Source organism: Gibbsiella quercinecans, assembly GCF_002291425.1.
GTDB classification, from domain to species: Bacteria; Pseudomonadota; Gammaproteobacteria; order Enterobacterales; family Enterobacteriaceae; genus Gibbsiella; species Gibbsiella quercinecans.
In genome coordinates, this window is record NZ_CP014136.1 from 158,034 (window position 1) to 176,882 (window position 18,849).

At 50.7% G+C, this 18,849-nt stretch carries 18 protein-coding genes and 2 pseudogenes; 12 read left to right on the forward strand and 8 right to left on the reverse strand.

Translation table 11 applies throughout. The annotated features are described in order from the left end of the window. Window positions 1-329: 329 nt before the first annotated feature. Both dcuR and ACN28Q_RS00835 read left to right on the forward strand, forming a co-directional pair. The gene (gene dcuR, locus ACN28Q_RS00830; RefSeq protein ID WP_095844595.1) at window positions 330-1,049 is read left to right on the forward strand and encodes a two-component system response regulator DcuR; all 720 of its coding nucleotides are present in this window, start codon (window positions 330-332) and stop codon (window positions 1,047-1,049) included. A gap of 190 nt (window positions 1,050-1,239) precedes the next feature. Next, window positions 1,240-1,863 carry a methyltransferase type 11 gene (locus ACN28Q_RS00835; protein ID WP_095844596.1) on the forward strand — a complete coding sequence of 208 codons (624 nt, stop codon included), beginning with the start codon at window positions 1,240-1,242 and terminating at the stop codon, window positions 1,861-1,863. Window positions 1,864-1,949: 86 nt separating this feature from the next. On the opposite strand, the gene ACN28Q_RS00840 is transcribed toward ACN28Q_RS00835, so the two are convergent. The 3 genes from ACN28Q_RS00840 to ahpC form a co-directional block, all read right to left on the reverse strand. Then, a complete protein-coding gene (locus ACN28Q_RS00840) occupies window positions 1,950-2,084 on the reverse strand; it encodes a hypothetical protein (RefSeq protein ID WP_257790438.1) in 135 nt (44 codons plus the stop codon). A 192-nt stretch (window positions 2,085-2,276) separates the two neighbouring features. After that, the gene (ahpF, locus tag ACN28Q_RS00845) at window positions 2,277-3,833 is read right to left on the reverse strand and encodes an alkyl hydroperoxide reductase subunit F (protein WP_095844597.1); all 1,557 of its coding nucleotides are present in this window, start codon (window positions 3,831-3,833) and stop codon (window positions 2,277-2,279) included. Between the two features lie 68 nt (window positions 3,834-3,901). Beyond that, window positions 3,902-4,465, reverse strand: a complete 564-nt coding sequence (gene ahpC, locus ACN28Q_RS00850) for an alkyl hydroperoxide reductase subunit C (RefSeq protein ID WP_095844598.1) — start codon at window positions 4,463-4,465, stop codon at window positions 3,902-3,904. A 227-nt stretch (window positions 4,466-4,692) separates the two neighbouring features. Here ahpC and ACN28Q_RS00855 point away from each other — a divergent pair, with 227 nt between their 5' ends. Beyond that, the gene (locus ACN28Q_RS00855; protein WP_230469475.1) at window positions 4,693-5,094 is read left to right on the forward strand and encodes a TonB family protein; all 402 of its coding nucleotides are present in this window, start codon (window positions 4,693-4,695) and stop codon (window positions 5,092-5,094) included. On the opposite strand, the gene ACN28Q_RS00860 is transcribed toward ACN28Q_RS00855, so the two are convergent. Both ACN28Q_RS00860 and ACN28Q_RS00865 read right to left on the reverse strand, forming a co-directional pair. Next, the gene (locus ACN28Q_RS00860) at window positions 5,064-5,687 is read right to left on the reverse strand and encodes a glutathione S-transferase family protein (RefSeq protein WP_095844599.1); all 624 of its coding nucleotides are present in this window, start codon (window positions 5,685-5,687) and stop codon (window positions 5,064-5,066) included. The genes ACN28Q_RS00855 and ACN28Q_RS00860 overlap by 31 nt on opposite strands. Before the next feature lie 106 nt (window positions 5,688-5,793). Further along, window positions 5,794-6,633 carry a GGDEF domain-containing protein gene (locus ACN28Q_RS00865; RefSeq protein ID WP_165906993.1) on the reverse strand — a complete coding sequence of 280 codons (840 nt, stop codon included), beginning with the start codon at window positions 6,631-6,633 and terminating at the stop codon, window positions 5,794-5,796. A gap of 317 nt (window positions 6,634-6,950) precedes the next feature. On the opposite strand from ACN28Q_RS00865, the gene ACN28Q_RS00870 reads away from it, so the two are divergent. Beyond that, window positions 6,951-7,340 carry a nuclear transport factor 2 family protein gene (locus ACN28Q_RS00870; RefSeq protein ID WP_095844601.1) on the forward strand — a complete coding sequence of 130 codons (390 nt, stop codon included), beginning with the start codon at window positions 6,951-6,953 and terminating at the stop codon, window positions 7,338-7,340. Between the two features lie 248 nt (window positions 7,341-7,588). Continuing rightward, a complete protein-coding gene (locus tag ACN28Q_RS00875) occupies window positions 7,589-8,497 on the forward strand; it encodes an arsenic resistance protein (protein ID WP_230474293.1) in 909 nt (302 codons plus the stop codon). 137 nt (window positions 8,498-8,634) lie between these two features. Here ACN28Q_RS00875 and ACN28Q_RS00880 read toward each other — a convergent pair whose 3' ends face one another. Beyond that, entirely contained in the window at window positions 8,635-9,243 is a 609-nt protein-coding gene (locus ACN28Q_RS00880; RefSeq protein ID WP_095844603.1) for a transporter, read from the reverse strand. A 1,721-nt stretch (window positions 9,244-10,964) separates the two neighbouring features. Between ACN28Q_RS00880 and ACN28Q_RS00885 the strand changes: the two genes are divergently transcribed. Further along, window positions 10,965-12,128: a multidrug effflux MFS transporter gene (locus ACN28Q_RS00885; RefSeq protein WP_095844604.1), complete on the forward strand. Its 1,164-nt coding sequence runs from the start codon at window positions 10,965-10,967 to the stop codon at window positions 12,126-12,128. 125 nt (window positions 12,129-12,253) lie between these two features. Here ACN28Q_RS00885 and ACN28Q_RS00890 read toward each other — a convergent pair. Next, a pseudogene (locus ACN28Q_RS00890) lies at window positions 12,254-12,478 on the reverse strand (antiterminator Q family protein). Window positions 12,479-12,502: 24 nt separating this feature from the next. Between ACN28Q_RS00890 and ACN28Q_RS00895 the strand changes: the two are divergent. Next, a pseudogene (locus ACN28Q_RS00895) lies at window positions 12,503-12,730 on the forward strand (site-specific integrase); the annotation flags it as partial. A gap of 107 nt (window positions 12,731-12,837) precedes the next feature. Here the strand turns inward: ACN28Q_RS00895 and icd are convergent. Further along, window positions 12,838-14,091, reverse strand: coding sequence for an NADP-dependent isocitrate dehydrogenase (gene icd, locus ACN28Q_RS00900; RefSeq protein ID WP_095844605.1), 1,254 nt, complete (start codon window positions 14,089-14,091; stop codon window positions 12,838-12,840). 130 nt (window positions 14,092-14,221) lie between these two features. On the opposite strand from icd, the gene rluE reads away from it, so the two are divergent. The 5 genes from rluE to purB all read left to right on the forward strand — a co-directional run bounded on the left by rluE (window position 14,222) and on the right by purB (window position 18,797). Then, window positions 14,222-14,848, forward strand: coding sequence for a 23S rRNA pseudouridine(2457) synthase RluE (rluE, locus tag ACN28Q_RS00905; RefSeq protein WP_095844606.1), 627 nt, complete (start codon window positions 14,222-14,224; stop codon window positions 14,846-14,848). 65 nt (window positions 14,849-14,913) lie between these two features. Beyond that, window positions 14,914-15,351, forward strand: coding sequence for an NUDIX hydrolase (locus ACN28Q_RS00910; protein WP_095844607.1), 438 nt, complete (start codon window positions 14,914-14,916; stop codon window positions 15,349-15,351). A gap of 111 nt (window positions 15,352-15,462) precedes the next feature. Continuing rightward, complete coding sequence (mnmA, locus tag ACN28Q_RS00915; RefSeq protein WP_095844608.1) at window positions 15,463-16,575, forward strand: tRNA 2-thiouridine(34) synthase MnmA; 1,113 nt, start codon at window positions 15,463-15,465, stop codon at window positions 16,573-16,575. Window positions 16,576-16,778: 203 nt separating this feature from the next. Next, complete coding sequence (gene hflD, locus ACN28Q_RS00920; RefSeq protein ID WP_095844609.1) at window positions 16,779-17,405, forward strand: high frequency lysogenization protein HflD; 627 nt, start codon at window positions 16,779-16,781, stop codon at window positions 17,403-17,405. Between the two features lie 21 nt (window positions 17,406-17,426). Then, window positions 17,427-18,797, forward strand: coding sequence for an adenylosuccinate lyase (purB, locus tag ACN28Q_RS00925; RefSeq protein WP_095844610.1), 1,371 nt, complete (start codon window positions 17,427-17,429; stop codon window positions 18,795-18,797). The last annotated feature ends 52 nt before the right edge of the window (window positions 18,798-18,849 follow it).

Below are 18,849 nucleotides of genomic sequence, written 5' to 3' on the forward strand. Positions count from 1 at the left end.
AACTGTGTGCTCTATTGCCAATTGAATGCAAAAAAGAAACTTTAAAAGTCTTAAACAGGCACAATATTAGCAATATGGTTTCCATTTGGAAACCATTTATCAATTACTACGGCGTAAAACACGGGCGCCATTGACTCGGCCAGTGCCCAATCAGCAATTCGCACTTTCCCCTTCGGGATAATCATTTACACTGTAGCCACAGGGATTGCGCCAGCCCCCTGCTTTTGTGAGCGCAGACTTGCCCTTACGGCGCGGAACGTACAGGTTTACGCATGGCATGATGCAGCGGGCGGCAATGTAGATATGGAACCAAGGCAAGAACTGCATCCATGATTAACGTACTCATTGTTGAAGACGACCCCAAAATAAGCCAGCTCAACACGGCTTATCTGGGCCAAATAAGCGGCTTTCACTGCCACGCGGCCGTTGCCACGCTGGCACAGGCGCTAATGCTGCTTAGTGACTACACGACCCGGATCGATCTGGTACTGCTGGATATCCATGTCCATCAGGAAAACGGACTTGAACTGTTACCGATATTACGTAAACGGGAGGAAAGAACAGAGGTGATTATTATTTCTGCGGCCAGGGACGCCAATACGGTGCGCCGAGCCTTGCACTATGGGGTGGTGGATTATTTAATAAAGCCGGTGCCATTTAGCCGTTTTAAAGCCGCGCTGGAACGCTACCGGCAACAATTACAGCTTTTGGCGCGGCATGAATGCTGCGGCCAGGACGAGGTTGATAGCCTGTTGCGCCGGCTACCCGGCGGCAATAATAAAACCTCCAAGCTGCCAAAAGGGCTGACCAGCATCACCCTCGGCACGGTTTGCGAATGGATTGGGTGCCAGAACGGCATGGAGTTCACCACTGACACATTGGCTCAAGCGATTGGCGTTTCACGCATTTCTTGCCGTAAATACTTGATTTACCTTACTGAAATAAACATTCTCAGCACCCGCGTTTTGAACGGCTCAACCGGCAGGCCACATCATCTATACCAGTTAAAGGCCGAGGGGTTGCCTCAACTGCAAGCATATTATCGCTAAGCAATAATCATTATTATTAAACCGTAACGTATTCTTTTTCTATCGATAATTTTTTAGTCTTTTACGCTAACGGCAGATTAAAAAACCAAACATATCGCTTTATATCCCCACCAGGGAATAATTTTATTGATTTTGTATACTGGCTTATTGGTAAATGAACCGTTGTTCACAAAAAATAAGGAAAACCAATATGTCAAATCCTTGGGAGAAAGTTTCATTATCTATTTATGAATCCCATATGAAGCTCGATAATGTTAAACAATTGCAAACGCTAAATGAAATTATGCGGGGCCAATTGAATAACTTTCCGGTTGAAACTATTTGCATCCTTGGCGTTGCCGGTGGGAACGGACTGGAGCATATTAACCCGAAAAAAATACAGAAAGCCTATGGCGTGGACGTAAATGAAAACTATTTATCCGCCTGTGCCGAACGTTATCCTGAATTAAAAAACACCTTAACCCTGTTAAACCTCGATTTGGGCGCGGCAAACACCACCCTGCCGGACAGCGAACTGGTTGTCGCCAACCTGCTGATTGAATACATCGGCCTGCCGGCTTTCACCCGGTTGCTCAACAACGACAGAATCCACTACGTGTCCTGCGTTATCCAAAAAAACCGAGGTTGTGATTTCGTCTCTGAGTCGCCCTATCTGGATAAACTGCAGGACGTTGCTTCCATCCATCTTGATATCGAGGAAAGCACACTGGAAGCATCGATGCGCGCTGCGGGGTTTGGCGGCATAGGCCAGGAAAGCACCACCCTGCCCAATGGCAAACAGTTTATCCGAATGGATTTTCAACGCGGCGCATAATACCCCGCGGCTCTAAACAGACGGGATAACGCCGACAGCCCATCAGCAGGGATAGTGCCTTCGCAATCGGAGGCACTACAGAGTTATCAGTGAATTGTGGTGCCCATGCTAATTGTGCCATGCACCGTGGTGCCTTCCCCCTGGCCACTGCGCCCGCTGTCGGCGCAGCCGGCCAGCAATACTGCTATACACAACGCGAACACAACTGAGAGTTTCTTCATTGCCACTAAGCCTCGCCGTTAAACACGGTTGGACATATGGCGCCAGGGGTTAGTTCGTATGCGGTATGAAAAGCTGAGGTAAAGAGGTTTTGCCTGGCGTTTTTGTTACTGGCGCGGGTGATTTTGCACGCAAAAAGGCGGCATAGATATGCCGCCTTACTTAATGGTTATACGCGCCGTTTATCTTGCCGGCTAGCTACGGATCAGATAATCAAAGGCGCTCAGAGAGGCCTTGGCGCCTTCACCACTGGCAATGATAATCTGTTTGTAAGGAACCGTGGTGCAATCCCCGGCGGCAAATACGCCTTTAACCGTCGTTTCACATTTGGCATCGATGATGATTTCACCTATCCGATTGCGCTCAACGGTGCCTTCCAGCCAGTTGGTATTCGGCAACAGGCCGATTTGCACGAAGATCCCCGCCAGCGACAGATCGTGCACCGTTTCCGTAACGCGATCCTTATACTGCAGCCCCGTCAGCTTGGCGCCATCGCCCTTCACTTCCAGCGTTTGCGCATTCAGGATGATGTCGACGTTTGGCAGGCTGCGGACCTTATCCTGCAGCACCGAGTCGGCTTTCATCTCTGGAGCAAACTCCAACAGAGTAACGTGCTCAACAATACCCGCCAGGTCAATCGCCGCTTCCACACCGGAGTTGCCGCCGCCAATAACCGCCACGCGTTTACCTTTAAACAACGGGCCGTCGCAGTGTGGGCAATAGGTGACACCGCGGGTCCGGTATTGCTCTTCGCCCGGCACGTTCATGTTACGCCAGCGCGCCCCGGTGGCGATGATCAGGCTGCGGGCTTTTAATACGCCGCCGGATGCAGTCTCGATATGGTGCAGTTGGCCTTCACCCGCCGCAGGAATTAATTTGGTGGCGCTTAGCGTGTCGATCACATCCACGGCGTAATCATCGACGTGCACTTTCAATGCCGCAGCCAGCTTGGCCCCTTCCGTTTTAGGCACGGAAATATAGTTCTCGATATCCACGGTATCCAGAATCTGGCCGCCAAAGCGTTCGCCCATCAAGCCGGTACGGATACCTTTACGTGCGGAATATATCGCAGCGGCTGCGCCCGCAGGGCCGCTGCCGACGATCAACACATCATAGGCATCGCGGTTGCTTAATTCCGCCGCCGCGCGTTTTTCCGCGCCGGTGTCGATTTTGTTAACGATTTCACTCAACGTCATGCGGCCCTGGCCAAATTCTTTGCCGTTGAGGAATACCGCCGGAACGCCCATGATATTGCGTTCCTGAATCTCGTTCTGATAAGCGCCGCCGTCAATCGCCGTATGAGTAATGCGCGGATTGAGGATCGCCATCAAGTTTAACGCCTGAACCACATCAGGGCAGTTGTGGCAGGTTAATGAATAATAGGTTTCAAAGTGGAACTCGCCGTCAAGCTGGCGAATTTGCTCCAGCAGCGTTTCCGCTTCTTTCGATGGATGCCCGCCCACCTGCAGCAGGGCCAAAACCAGCGAGGTAAACTCGTGCCCCAGTGGGGAACCGGCAAAGCGCGGGCCATGTTCAGAACCGGGATTGGTCACCAAAAATGACGGTTTACGCACGGGTTGATCGTTTTTTTCAACAAAAGAAACTTTTTCTGACAATTCAGCGATGTCTGCCAGAAGCTCCCTGATTTCGGATGATTTGGCGCTATCATCCAATGCGGCGATCAACTCAACTGGCTTGGTCAATCTCTCAAGATAGGCCTTGAGTTGGGTTTTCATAGTAGTGTCGAGCATGATGTCTCCCTGGCAGAAAAACGGGTGCAATGCACCCGATTACGTGAATAGCAAAAAAAGCGAGGTAATTAAATTTTACCGACCAGATCCAAAGAAGGAGCCAGCGTTGCGTCGCCTTCTTTCCACTTAGCCGGGCAAACTTCACCTGGGTGGCTGGCAACGTACTGTGCCGCTTTCACTTTACGCAGCAGATCGGATGCATCACGGCCAATGCCTTCTGCAGTTACTTCGATAGCCTGGATGATGCCTTCAGGATCAACGATGAAGGTACCACGGTCGGCCAGGCCTTCAGCTTCACGCAGGTTGTCAAAGTTACGGGTCAGCGCACCAGTTGGGTCACCGATCATCGCGTATTTGATTTTAGCGATAGTTTCGGAGCTGCTGTGCCACGCTTTGTGAGTGAAGTGGGTGTCGGTGGAAACGGAATAGATGTCTACGCCCAGTTTCTGGAATTCTTCGTAGTGATCGGCAACATCACCCAGTTCAGTTGGGCAAACAAAGGTAAAATCGGCAGGATAGAAGAAGAATACGCTCCATTTCCCTTCAACGTTCTTCTCCGTTACTTCAATAAACTCACCATTTTTAAACGCTTGGTTCTTGAATGGTTTGATTTTGGTATTGATCAAAGACATATCTATTTCCTCCGGGTTAATGACAGGAACGAAACTACAGGGGTTTTAGATAGCTTTCCAATACGTATGCTTTATTGAATCGATAAGTGGAATCTAACAGACAGAATAGCTACGGCCTTTCGATGGGCAGGAATTATGGCTAACATGCTGGTAAGCAACATAAAAATATAGCCTTGGAATACGGCCAACATTATAATGAAAACCATTCTCACCAAGGGACTGAAACGATGATCAAACCTCTCATGCTGGCCGCCATACTGGCTTTGCCGTTAAGCGCCTGCACATCCCACACGGCACCACCTGCCAAGCAAGATGACGCCATACCTAAATTACTCCGTGCCGAATATCCACTGTACCCGGCGTATGCGCGAGCTAACGCCCTAACCGGCTATGTTCAATTTGAATACGATGTGGGGGCTGACGGCAAAGTCAGCCAGATACGCATTATAAAATCCCAACCGCGTTACCTGTTTGACGGTGCAGTGATCCAAGCGGTCGCAAAATGGCAGTTCGAAAAAAACAAGCCTTATAAAGGCATGGTGCAAACCGTGAGGTTTATATTGAACCGTCCTGATAAACCAATAACCCATGCGACCAGTCAGGGTTCGCCATTATTGCCATATCGTTGAAAGGCAGTCCGCTGATTTAACAGCGCATAGTATTGATCGATTGCCGGATACGCGGGGCGATTTATCGGCGACATTTTCCAGCGGTTGACCGACAGTCCTAATACGATATCCGCCAGCGTAAAGGTTTCGCCAGCCGCATAAGCGCCGGTTGCCGCCAACTGGGCTTCCAGTATGCCCATAAGCGCATTCCACCTGGCAATGCTGGCCGCAATCGCAGGCTGTTCGCTATGCGCCGGGCTTTTCCTCACCAACCCCATGAAGGCATAGCGCCAGGCGTTATTCAGCTCCGTCGCCTGCCAATCCATCCATTTTTCAACCAGCGCACGTTGCCGAGGCGCCACCGGCAGCAGATCGTCACGCTGCTCACGCCCGGCCAGATAGCGGCAAATAGTGTTAGACTCCCACAGCACGAAACCATCATCAACGATAACCGGCACCAGGCCATTGGGGTTCAACGCCTTGAATTGCGCAGTCTGCGTAGAGGTAAACCCCGAGCCATAATCTTGTTGTTCATAGCTAATCGCTGCCTCTTCGCACAGCCAAAGCACTTTGCGCACGTTAATAGATGACGATTTACCGAGTATCTTGAGCATAATACGGTTTCCTCAATGAGGGTGCCCCAAAAAACCCATAATGCAGGCTGCAACCGAAGATAGCCAACCGCAGCACGCCGCTAAACAGCCCTGCCGCTCAGGAACATCAACTGAAACCTGTGCCCGCGGCCCATTCGATCCTGCCGCGGCCGTTTCTCTTTGCGCGGTATAGCGCTTCGTCGACTTTTTTAATCAGCACATCTTGCGTTTCACCAGCATGTTTTATCCCTACCCCCATGCTGACCGACAAGGGATAGTCATTATTCACCCGTATCTTTCTTGCAGAGGCGAGAATCGTCGCCGCAATGGTCTGGGCCTCTATCTCAGAAACATCGTCAAGAATAACGGCGAATTCTTCACCACCTATCCTGGCGGCAAAAAACTGCTCGCCAATCATGCCGGCAAGCAGTTTACCAAAGTTATAAAGCACCTCATCGCCGACGATATGGCCGTAGGTATCATTCACTTGCTTGAAAAAATCAATATCAATGATCATTAACGCGATAGTGCCCTTCTTTTCTCTCAGCGTATCAATAAAGAAACGCCGGTTGGGGAGTTGCGTCAACTGATCGCTAAAAGATTCGACCCGCGCCGCCATATACATGGCATTGATCTTCCCGATCAGTTTATAAGCGCCGATAGCGACAAAGAACATCCCCAATAGCCTTGTGGTATCTTCAAGAAAATAGGCAACCCATTTAGGTTGATAAACGATCTCGTCAGCTAAATCAAAACTTTGCCCAACAATCCAAAGATAGAGACCAAGGCGGATCCAAAAAGCGGAAATAATACTTATCGTTAACGCCGTTATCGCATAAAAAATAAACAACGGAAAAAGCAACGATAATGCATCGATGTAAAAACCTGGATTGGTTAACGTACGGGGCCAAGGATTAATAAGATTAAAGTAATATAAATTAAAGGCAAGCACTAGGGCGATACTCAAGCAAGCAAACCACACCTTAATGTTTATTACTCGCATTGCGCAATAATGCCGGAATGGCCGGCGACCAGACTTCGAAAATATCATACACACACCCGGCGAACATTCACTTATTGCTTGATAAATTATCATAATGACTTATTCGCAACAAAACAACGCAGCGCTGCCTGCACCCACACAACACAGGACGCTGAATCACTGGCATTTACTCTACTCTTCTTTCGGTTACAGGGTGAAATCCAGAGACAACTTCAATCGCCTACAACTTTACGTCTATGAGGTATATAATGCTAATCTATTGATCATAAGGAGAAGAATCCGTGACGCAGTCAGAAATCGTGCAAAACGCCTTAACACAGGTGCTTGGTGCCAATATTGGCGACAAGGCGCTTATTGAAAAGTATTTTTCTAGCGAATACACACAAATTGTTAATGGCATAGAGCTGGATTACCAAGGATTCATTTCCCACATGCTCCACTTAAAAGCAGCGACCAAAAGCATCAGTATCCGCATAGCATCAATTGCGGAATCCGCTGATAATGTACATACCCATCATTTTGTTCAGGCAACAAAATCTGATAATACAGTGAGTGAATTTGAAGTATTTGCACGTTTTCGCCTTAAAGACGGCAAAATTATCCGTTGTTATGAGCTGACACGGCAAATTAGCGGCGCATCCGGGGATCAAGATCTGGGCTCGCGGCAGTAACGCTGCGATAGCGTAAACCTGCCCGGTCAACTTTCACGGGCTGCGCTATTTTCTTTTTTGTTTAACCCTCGTGGTGGCGGCTTTTACTGTGTTTTTAAAGCGTGTTAATCTTAACATCTTGTAACATCAGGGCTTATGAATGGCCATATGCCCGCGATTTCCGCATCGTTTAGAGGGTTAATGTTTTGAGCAGAGACTCAATAGAGAAAAATCAGGTTTGGATTTATATCATTTGTGTGATTGTTGCCATGGCATCTGGTTTAGTATTACCACATGTTTTTGAACGCCTGAGCTTAGTGGTCACCCCTCTTATCGCCATTCTGATGTACGCCATGTTTTTACAGATCCCCTTTCTAGCGCTGAAAGAAACCTTCTCTGATAAACGGTTTCTTTTCGCCCTGATGACCGCAAACTTTATTTTTATTCCGGTGATTGTCGGCTTGCTGACGCTAGCGATCGACGACAATACCGCTATTTTTATTGGCGCACTTTTAGTGTTGCTTACCCCGTGTATTGATTATGTCGTGGTATTCACGCATATAGGGAAAGGGAATTCACGGCTGGTGCTTTCCGCCACCCCCTTGCTGCTGATCCTACAGCTCATGCTGTTGCCGCTTTATCTTAAGATCATCGCCGCCGGCCAGATCACCATAACGATATCTGTAGAGCCGTTTATCGAAGCCTTCGTTTTTTTGATTCTCATACCGCTGTGCCTAGCGGTGATTACCCTCTATTTTTCCAGGAAATCAAAAGCCGTTAGCGCATGGAACGCCATGTGGGGCTGGTTACCGGTTCCCGCGATGGCAGCGGTTTTAGTTGCGGTGATTGGCTCACAGATTAACACCGTGGTAAGAGAAATCACGTGGCTGCTGCCGGTGGTGCCCGTTTATCTGTGCTTCGCGGTTTTGGCGCCATTGGCCGGCGCCTTCGCTGCGCGCCTTTTCCGCCTGCCCACTGCAAGCGCCCGTGCCGTGGCGTTTAGCGCCTCAACGCGCAACTCGCTGGTGGTGCTCCCCCTTGCGCTGGCATTGCCGGAAAATATCAGGGTGCTGGCCGCCGCCGCGGTGATAACGCAAACGCTGATTGAACTGGTGAGCGAAATTATTTACACACGGGCCATCCCGCGCTTTATCCGCCAGCAAGAGCCAGCGGCCTGACAGGCAGTCATCCAAAGCCGCGATGATAACCAGCCTGGCTGGCATACGCATTTTCAGCACAGTTGCAAAAAACGGGAACCGCTGGGTTCCCGTTGGGTTTATTGACAACGCGGCCGGTTATGCCGAGAGAACAGGGACTAGCCGCAGCGGTCTGTTTTCCTGTTGGTTGCCAGATACCAGCATGTCGACATCAGGCAGAGCAGATAACCGAACAGCTCACTGCCTTCTTCCACCGTGTTTTTTACCACCCGAATATATTCATCCTGCAGCAGTTGCTGCCACAGGATATGCATCCCAAACAGGCGCGAAAATATCAATATGCAGAGCAGGCCGGAAAACATCATGCCATAGGCAGGATGGCGCATAAAAACAGCCAGTTGGTTAACGGCCTCGGCCGGTTTTTTAAGGCCCAAGAAAAGGCTCACGGCGGCAACGGCCAGGGCAAACCACACCCATGAGCCAAAGGCGATCGCATCAAATAGAAAGTCCATTTCACGGATCAGCATACAGCCGAAAAAACCGGCGATTAATACAGAAATACGCGTTTTTTCCCTACCCCTCACCGCCTGAAAAACGTTTATACCGATGATCACAGCCAGGATAATCTCTTGAGAAACTTCGGTAATGGACAGTTCTTTCACATCATTGTGCAACCAGTGGATGTCTAGAAATAACGCGACGACCGCAAGCGCCACAATCAGTACAGAGAGCAACAGGAACAGGGACTGTTTAAAAATGAATTTCATGCTAATAGTTTCCAGTGAAACAAATATCATATTCTACTGTTTTAACGCCATGAGACTTTGCTATTAGTGCTCATGCCTGCCGAGATAATGTATTGAAAACTGGGCTAAACACGCAGTGGTCTGCTCGAACGGCGGGGATTAATAACTTCATCTTTTTGCAGTAAAAAATTAAACATTAAATAAACTTATCAATAAAACACCAAATATACAGCCGAGTTGCGCCGTTCACCCACATTCGGTAGCTACGGCTCCCCAGCAACGGAAGTTTCTTTGGAAATTTTTTAACTCATGAATGAACCTATATGAAATACACCTTATAATGTCATGGTTAACACAATGCTGCTAGTGATGTATCATTAACCAACCGTTGTATGATGATTATAAGGATATAAAACATGCCGGACCGTTCACTAATATTCATTTATGGATTATTAACATTCTTTTTGCTTTATTTAATTATAAAGATAATAAAGTCCAAAAAAAAAGAAGAGAAGAAATACTTGGGTGTTTTATATTTCTTGCATTCATAACTATGATTGTTTACATCGTTTATTCCGACAATATAGTAAAAAGCGTGGGGATATCATTTATTGCATTCTGCACCTTCGCGTTATCAATTACCACAATCGATCACGTAGTGGCAAATATTTGTATATCTAAAGCTTTAAAAAAGATACATGATGAAAACAACCCAAAGATTGATGAAATATTTAAAATAAAAGAAAGTTATTTTTCTCCAGAAGGTCATGGTATGTAATTTGTGCCCCAGACAAAAGCATTGATATAGGAGTGAACTTATTTAAAAACAAGCCCCAGCCCAATAAAAAATTCCATATAAAAACTCTCGATGGCACATGTAAATATGTTATTCCGGATTATTTTTCAGAAAAACTTGACACCATGGACAATTACTTTATCTGATTGCTAAAACCATTTTATCTTTATGGATAAGAAAATAAGAAAACAGTTTACGACTATATATTAAAATTGAAAGAAGAAAGATTCTAGCAGGACTTATTAAGCCAGTAACGGATTCTGTGTAAATCCGTTATCCTTCTCCCCCAGTCGAGGGGATTTTTCCTGGCCGGTTTATCCGGCCAGGATTGGAGTTGAAGTTCAATATGTTACGCTCGTCCTGCTATTCGCAACCCTGGCAAAGGTTCGCTTGTGCCCGTATCACAAATATAGGTATTACACGAGTTGTCAAAATTATATCTCTCGTCGGCTCTATACCTGAAATCATAGGAACAGCTTGATTTTACTAAGTATAAGGAGGAGCATTGGGTAATTAGTTTTGGCCTAATACTTGAACAGATTGTCACATTCAAGACTCAACACCGGCTGAGTTGCTACCACCGTGGCTGCAATAATTATGCGTTGTATGCTGCTATCTGCTTGGCGCGGCTCAGTTTCGGGCGGCTAAGCTAGCTCCTGAGAGTGGCGACTCTGCCGCAGCCGGTCAAATATCATTGGTGCATTCAACCTTAACGATATTGTGTGGGCGGCACACCCTATCACCGCATATCTCTGATTCAGGACTGGCGTTCGTCGTGAATAAGTATGCCCAGTACCATCAGTTCTTTGCCACAGCAAGAAGCTTCCAGGAGGACGATAAACGACTTCTTTGATCATACGTTACCAATATAGCGGAAAAACGGGGCTGCCGTATTAACGACAATTCTTAGATACAGGAATAATCACTTACAGGTTAAAAAGAGTATATGGACAACAAGATTCACGGGCCGCTGTTTCTGGCGATTCTTAGCACGCTAATGGCCTTCGCGTCTCTGTCAACGGATATTTATCTCCCTGCGATGCCGCTGATGGCAAGCGAGCTACAGGGTGATATTGAACTGACTATCACTGGTTTTCTCATTGGCTTTGCGCTAGCACAACTGGTGTGGGGACCGATCAGCGATGCGTTTGGCCGCCGGCTGCCGTTATTTATCGGCATGGGGCTGTTTGTTATCGGTTCTGCCGGATGCGCGCTATCGACCGATATTAAGCAGATTGTCTTCTGGCGAGTGTTCCAGGCCTTTGGAGCCTGTACTGGGCCAATGCTGGCGCGGGCGATGATCCGCGATTCGTTTACCCGCATCCGCGCCGCGCAAATGCTCTCAACGCTACTTTTCATTATGGCGATCGCCCCTATTATCGGGCCGCTGGCAGGAGGGCAAATCATCAAGCTCACCAGTTGGCATGCCATTTTCTGGTTACTGGTGGTAATTGGCGGGCTGATGTTTCTCTCATTGTTTGCCCTGCCAGAAACGCTACCACCGGAAAAACGGATAAAGATATCTTTGGCGGGCGTATTTCATAACTACTCATCGTTACTACGTAACCGTGTGTTTATGCGCTTTACTCTGTGTCTGACCTTTTATTACGTTGCCGCATATGCCTTTATGACTGGCTCACCATTTGTTTATATCAGTTTTTACGGCGTTGATCCGCAATATTACGGCTGGCTGTTCGCGCTCAATATTGTCGGCGTGATGATGATGAGCATGGTGAATCGGCGTCTGGTGTCGCGACATCCGCTGGACAGACTACTGAAAATCGCCGTGGCTGTGGCAGCACTTGCAACACTGACTTTAGCGCTGGTTTCAAAACTGCAACTTGGCGGCATTGTTGCAGTGGTGGTGACGGTATTCCTGTTCTTCTCAATGAACGGCGTCATCGCCGCTACCTCAACGACCGCAGCATTGGATGCAGTGCCATCACTAGCGGGTTCAGCCTCGGCACTGATCGGCGCATTGCAATATGGCAGCGGCATTATCTCTTCGCTTTTGCTTGCGTGTTTTCACGATGGCACGCCGTGGACGATGGCATGGATTATGTTAATATTCACCCTATTCAGCGCGGTCATAATTCTGCGTCGCCATTAATAAATCATACTCATAATAATCTGGTCATGCATTAATAATGCCGCAGATATATTCATATGAATATGAGAGCATAAAAAACCTCGCACAAGCGAGGTTTTATTAAATAAGCTACGTGACCATTCTTATCAAACTAAAGTACAATTTTCGGACCGCGTTAGCGTTTTTTCATAAATATTTTCACGCACTGTTTCCGGGTCCATCTCAAGCCGCACATCCCGCATTGCCAGGCAGCCCTCAATGAAGCTTCCCCCATGTTCAGCCCATCATCATCACAGCAGGACAGCCTCGTTTTTGAGGTCTGTCTGTGGCAACAGCCTCTTGAAACCTGCAGCAATCGGAGAATAGTCCACGCCGCATCACCCTCGTGCAGTTTGGTTACGGGAAATACGCTGACAAGGAATTTCACTAAGGCCCGAGAAAAGGCAAATATTGACTGGGGAGCAGGAACGCCGGCCACATTTCATGAACAACGATCTTTATCTGAACGGCTGTATAGCGAACAGGGGCTCAATACCCAACTTTTTCTTGGTCATAAATCCAGAAAACAGACCGATAGTTATCATGATGATCGAGGTAAAGATTGGATAACTGTCGCTATCTGATCGAGCAAACGGAAGGGGTTTTGATAATGTTTTGATAAAAGTTGCGATTTTAATAATAAAACAACGGGAGCATTAAGCTCCCGTAATCATTCAGCGCTAAAACACACTTACATATGTTTAACGATAGCGTCGCCAAACTCTGAACATTTCAGCAGCTTAGCGCCTTCCATCAGGCGTTCGAAGTCATAGGTGACGGTCTTGGCAGCAATCGCACCTTCCATCCCCTTAACAATCAGATCGGCCGCTTCAACCCAGCCCATGTGACGCAGCATCATTTCTGCAGACAGGATCACTGAACCTGGGTTCACTTTGTCCTGGCCGGCATATTTTGGCGCCGTGCCGTGGGTGGCTTCGAACAGTGCGCACTCGTCGCCAATGTTAGCGCCCGGGGCAATGCCGATACCGCCAACCTGTGCCGCCAGGGCGTCGGAGATGTAGTCACCATTCAGGTTCATACAAGCGATCACGTCGTATTCCGCCGGGCGCAGCAGAATTTGCTGCAGGAACGCATCGGCAATCACGTCTTTAACCACGATATCTTTCCCGGTTTTCGGGTTTTTGATCGTCAGCCACGGGCCACCGTCGATTGGCGTGCCGCCGAATTCTTCACGCGCCAGCTCATAGCCCCAATCCTTAAAGGCGCCTTCGGTGAACTTCATGATGTTGCCTTTGTGCACCAGCGTGACTGAATCGCGGTCATTGGCGATAGCGTATTCGATCGCTGCGCGCACCAGGCGTTTGGTGCCCTGCTCTGAACATGGCTTGATGCCGATACCGCACTGCTCTGGGAAACGGATCTTCTTCACGCCCATTTCGTCGCGCAGGAATTTGATCACTTTATCCGCTTCGGCAGAGCCGGCTTTCCATTCAATGCCGGCATAGATGTCTTCAGCATTTTCACGGAAGATCACCATATCGGTCAGTTCAGGGTGTTTTACCGGGCTTGGCGTGCCCTGGTAGTAACGCACCGGGCGCAGGCAGACGTACAAATCCAACTGCTGACGCAGCGCCACGTTCAGGGAGCGGATACCGCCGCCGACCGGGGTGGTCAGGGGGCCTTTGATGGCAACGCGGTAATCACGAATCAGCTCCAGCGTTTCATCCGGCAACCAAACGTCTTTGCCGTAAACATGGGTGGATTTTTCACCGGTGTAAATTTCCATCCAGGCAATCTTACGTTCGCCGCCGTAGGCTTTGTTAACCGCGGCATCAACCACATTAATCATCGCCGGGGTAACGTCTACGCCGATACCGTCGCCTTCAATGAAGGGGATAATCGGGTTATTGGGAACAACCAGTTTACCCTTGGCATCAACCGTAATTTTCTCACCTTCCGCCGGAACCACTACTTTGCTTTCCATCAACCTCTCCTTCAAGCGCAATTTGTTAATGCTTTGTAAGATACGTGTCAATACTACTCGAATATTCAGTTCACGCCAATCCAAAACGGATTGCGTTATAATGCGCTAATCCTTCATAATCTCAACTATTATGACTAAATTCCCTGTTAAAAATCACCAAGTTAAACGATTCAGCAAAACCCGCCAACGCCCGCGCCCTGTGCCCCAGGGGCCGCGCCGGGTGGTGTTATTCAATAAACCCTTCGACGTATTACCCCAGTTCACCGATGAAGCCGGCCGCGCCACGCTAAAGGCGTTTATCCCTTTTAACGATGTCTACGCCGCCGGGCGGTTGGATCGCGACAGCGAAGGCCTGCTGGTGTTGACCAACGACGGCAAGTTACAGGCGCAGTTAACCCAGCCAGGCAAGCGCACCGGCAAGGTTTACTACGTGCAGGTGGAAGGAGAACCGCAGGAAAATGATCTGGCCCGACTGCGCCAGGGCATAGAGCTGAAAGATGGCATGACGCTGCCCGCCGGCATCGAGCATGTTGCAGAGCCGGACTGGCTGTGGCCGCGTAATCCGCCGATCCGTGAGCGCAAATCCATTCCCACCAGTTGGCTGAAAATCACCCTTTTTGAAGGGCGTAACCGCCAGGTGCGGCGCATGACGGCGCACATTGGGTTCCCTACCCTGCGTTTGATTCGCTACAGTATGGGAGAGCTTTCCCTTGGCGATCTGCAGCCCGGCGAATGGAAAACCCTCGATGCCGTTTAGCGCCGCATTCGCCAAGGGGAAAGCGGCCGAGTAAAGAATCAGAATAGCAAAACAAAGGAAACAGCATGTTCAAACCCCACGTTACCGTGGCCTGCGTGGTGCACGCCGCAGGCCGTTTCCTGATCGTTGAGGAAACCATTAATCACAAGGCGTTGTGGAACCAACCGGCCGGCCACCTGGAAGCCAACGAAACGTTGATCGAAGCGGCAGAACGCGAACTGTGGGAAGAAACCGGCATCCGCGCCACACCGCAGTCATTCCTCAAACTGCACCAGTGGACCGCCCCCGACAACACGCCGTTCTTGCGCTTCAGCTTCGCCATTGAGTTAGCGGAAACGCTGCCAACCGAGCCGCACGACAGCGATATCGATCGCTGTTTATGGCTGCCGGCCGAGCAAATTCTTTCTGCCGGCAACCTGCGTTCGCCGCTGGTGGCGGAAAGCCTGCGCTGCTACCAACGCAATGAACATTACCCGCTGTCGCTGATCAGCCATTACCAATAACGGTTCGGCCACGCAGCAAGAAGTGCCGTGCGTCGCCGGCGGCACCGTGATAAAATCCTGCGCTTGTTTTTACCTGCACGGTTCATTCGTGTTCAAGCTCGTGAGATTCCCATGTCAGACAATAGCCAGAAAAAAATAATCGTCGGGATGTCCGGCGGCGTCGACTCATCCGTTACCGCCTATCTGTTACAGCAACAGGGCTATCAAGTCGCTGGGCTGTTCATGAAAAACTGGGAAGAGGACGATGATGAGGAATACTGCTCTGCCGCGGCCGATCTGGCCGATGCGCAAGCCGTATGCGATAAACTCGGCATTGAACTGCACACGGTGAACTTTGCGGCGGAATACTGGGACAACGTGTTTGAGCTGTTCCTGGAAGAATATAAAGCCGGGCGCACGCCAAACCCCGATATTCTGTGCAATAAAGAAATCAAATTTAAAGCTTTCCTGGAATTTGCGGCGGAAGATTTGGGCGCGGATTACATCGCCACCGGGCACTATGTGCGCCGCCAGGACGTTGACGGTAAAAGCCGCCTGCTGCGTGGCGTCGACGGCAACAAAGACCAGAGCTATTTCCTGTACACCCTAAGCCACGAGCAGGTGGCGCAAAGCCTGTTCCCAGTGGGCGAGCTGGAAAAACCCCAGGTGCGCCGCATCGCGGAACAGTTGGATCTTGTCACCGCGAAAAAGAAAGACTCTACCGGCATCTGCTTTATCGGCGAGCGCAAATTCCGTGATTTCCTTGCGCGCTACCTGCCCGCGCAGCCGGGCCCGATCGTCACCGTCGACGGCCAAACCATCGGCGAGCACCAGGGGCTGATGTACCATACGCTGGGGCAACGCAAGGGCCTGGGCATCGGCGGTATGAAAGACAGCAGTGAAGATCCGTGGTACGTGGTGGATAAAGACGTCGCCAATAACGTGCTGGTTGTCGCTCAAGGCCACGAGCACCCGCGCCTGATGTCCGTCGGGCTGATTGCCCAACAGCTGCACTGGGTCGACCGCGAACCGCTGGCGGGCACTTTCCGCTGCACGGTGAAAACCCGCTATCGTCAGCAGGATCTGCCCTGCAGCGTTACCCCGCTTGATGCCGATCGCATCGAAGTGCGGTTTGATGATCCCGTTGCGGCAGTCACCCCTGGCCAGTCTGCGGTATTCTATCAGGGCGAAGTCTGCCTGGGCGGCGGGATCATTGAACAGCGCCTGCCGCTCACCGAGGCCTAATCAGGCGCAAGGCCGCTGCCGGGCCGCCAGCAGCGGGTGCAATGCGCATGCCACGCTGGGTTTAGCCCACGTTTTATGGCATGATCCGCGGCAAAGAGTGTCACCCGTTGTTGCCATGCCAGGCCGCTCACGCGGCGCCGGCCCCCTGCCAACCCGGCAACATATGCTGCGGTAGGCTGCCGACAACGTTCACAGGAGTCATCGTGGCAAAGAATTATTACGATATCACGCTGGCCATGGCTGGCATCAGCCAGTCGGCGCGCCTGGTTCAACAACTGGCGCATGAAGGGCAATGCGATCGCGAAGCGTTTCATACATCGTTGAACAGCCTGCTGCAAACCGATCCGCCGTCAACGCTGGCCGTGTTCGGCGGCGAAGAACGCAACCTTAAGGTGGGCCTGGAAACGCTGATGGGCGTGCTCAATGCCAACAACAAAGGCATGGGCGCCGAACTGACGCGCTACACCATCAGCCTGATGGTGCTGGAACGCAAGCTGAACGCCAAGAAACAGGCGATGGATACGCTGGGCGAGCGCCTGGGCCAGTTGGAGCGCCAACTGGCGCACTTTGAGCTGGAATCGGACACCATCATCAGCGCCCTGGCGGGTATCTATGTCGACGTGGTCGCGCCGCTGGGCCCGCGTATTCAGGTCACCGGCTCACCTGCCGTGCTGCAAAACCCGCAGGTGCAGGCCAAAGTTCGCGCCACGCTGCTGGCCGGCATCCGTGCCGCCGTGCTGTGGCAACAGGTTGGCGGCAGCCGCCTGCAGTTAATGTTTTCCCGTAATCGTCTGTTCAAGCAGGCGCAAAATATCGTTGCTCATTGTTAATCTTCCCAGGAGTTGCTACCGATGGAATTATCCTCACTGACCGCCGTTTCCCCCGTTGATGGACGCTACGGTGATAAAGTCAGCGCACTGCGTACCATTTTCAGCGAATTCGGTTTGCTGAAATTCCGCGTACAGGTTGAAGTACGCTGGCTGCAAAAACTGGCGGCCTGCGCAGAAATCAGGGAAGTTCCCCCATTTGATGCCGACGCAAACGCTTTCCTTGACAAGATCGTCGCGGAATTCAGCGAACAGGACGCCCAGCGCATTAAAACCATCGAACGCACCACCAACCACGACGTCAAAGCGGTTGAGTATTTCCTGAAGGAAAAAGTGGCGGCGGTGCCGGCCCTGCATGCGGTTTCTGAATTCATCCACTTTGCCTGCACCTCGGAAGACATTAACAACCTGTCCCATGCGCTGATGCTGCAAACCGCGCGTCAGGACGTGCTGCTGCCGCACTGGCGCAAGCTGATCGACGCCATCAAGGGCCTGGCGCAGCAATATCGTGATATCCCGCTGCTTTCGCGCACCCACGGCCAGCCAGCAACGCCGTCAACCATCGGTAAAGAGCTGGCTAACGTCGCCTACCGGATGGAACGCCAGTTCCGCCAACTGGAACGCGTTGAGATCCTCGGTAAAATCAACGGCGCCGTCGGCAACTATAACGCCCACATTGTCGCCTACCCGGAAGTAGACTGGCACCGCTTCAGCGAAGCGTTCGTCACTTCGCTCGGCATCACCTGGAACCCGTACACCACCCAGATTGAGCCGCATGACTACATTGCCGAACTGTTCGACTGCGTGGCACGCTTCAACACCATCCTGATCGACTTCGATCGCGATATCTGGGGTTACGTGGCGCTGAACCACTTCAAACAGAAAACCATCGCCGGTGAAATCGGTTCTTCCACCATGCCGCATAAAGTCAACCCGATCGATTTTGAAAACTCCGAAGGTAACCTGGGCCTAGCCAACGCGGTGATGGGCCACCTAGCCAGCAAACTGCCGGTTTCCCGCTGGCAGCGCGATCTGACCGACTCCACCGTGCTGCGCAACCTGGGCGTCGGCGTGGGCTATGCGTTGATCGCCTATCAGGCGACCATGAAAGGCATCAGCAAACTGGAAGTGAACCAGGCGCACCTGCTGGACGAACTGGATCACAACTGGGAAGTGCTGGCGGAGCCGATTCAAACCGTAATGCGCCGTTACGGCATCGAGAAGCCTTACGAGAAGCTCAAAGAGCTCACCCGCGGCAAGCGCGTAGATGCGGCCGGCATGCAGGCGTTTATCGACGGCCTGGCGTTGCCGGAAGAAGAAAAAACCCGCCTGAAGGCAATGACGCCGGCCAACTACATCGGCCGCGCCACCCGCATGGTCGACGAATTGAAATAACGCATTGGGCAAGCGCCCTTCACATATCAGGCCGGCCGGTGTTACAACCGGC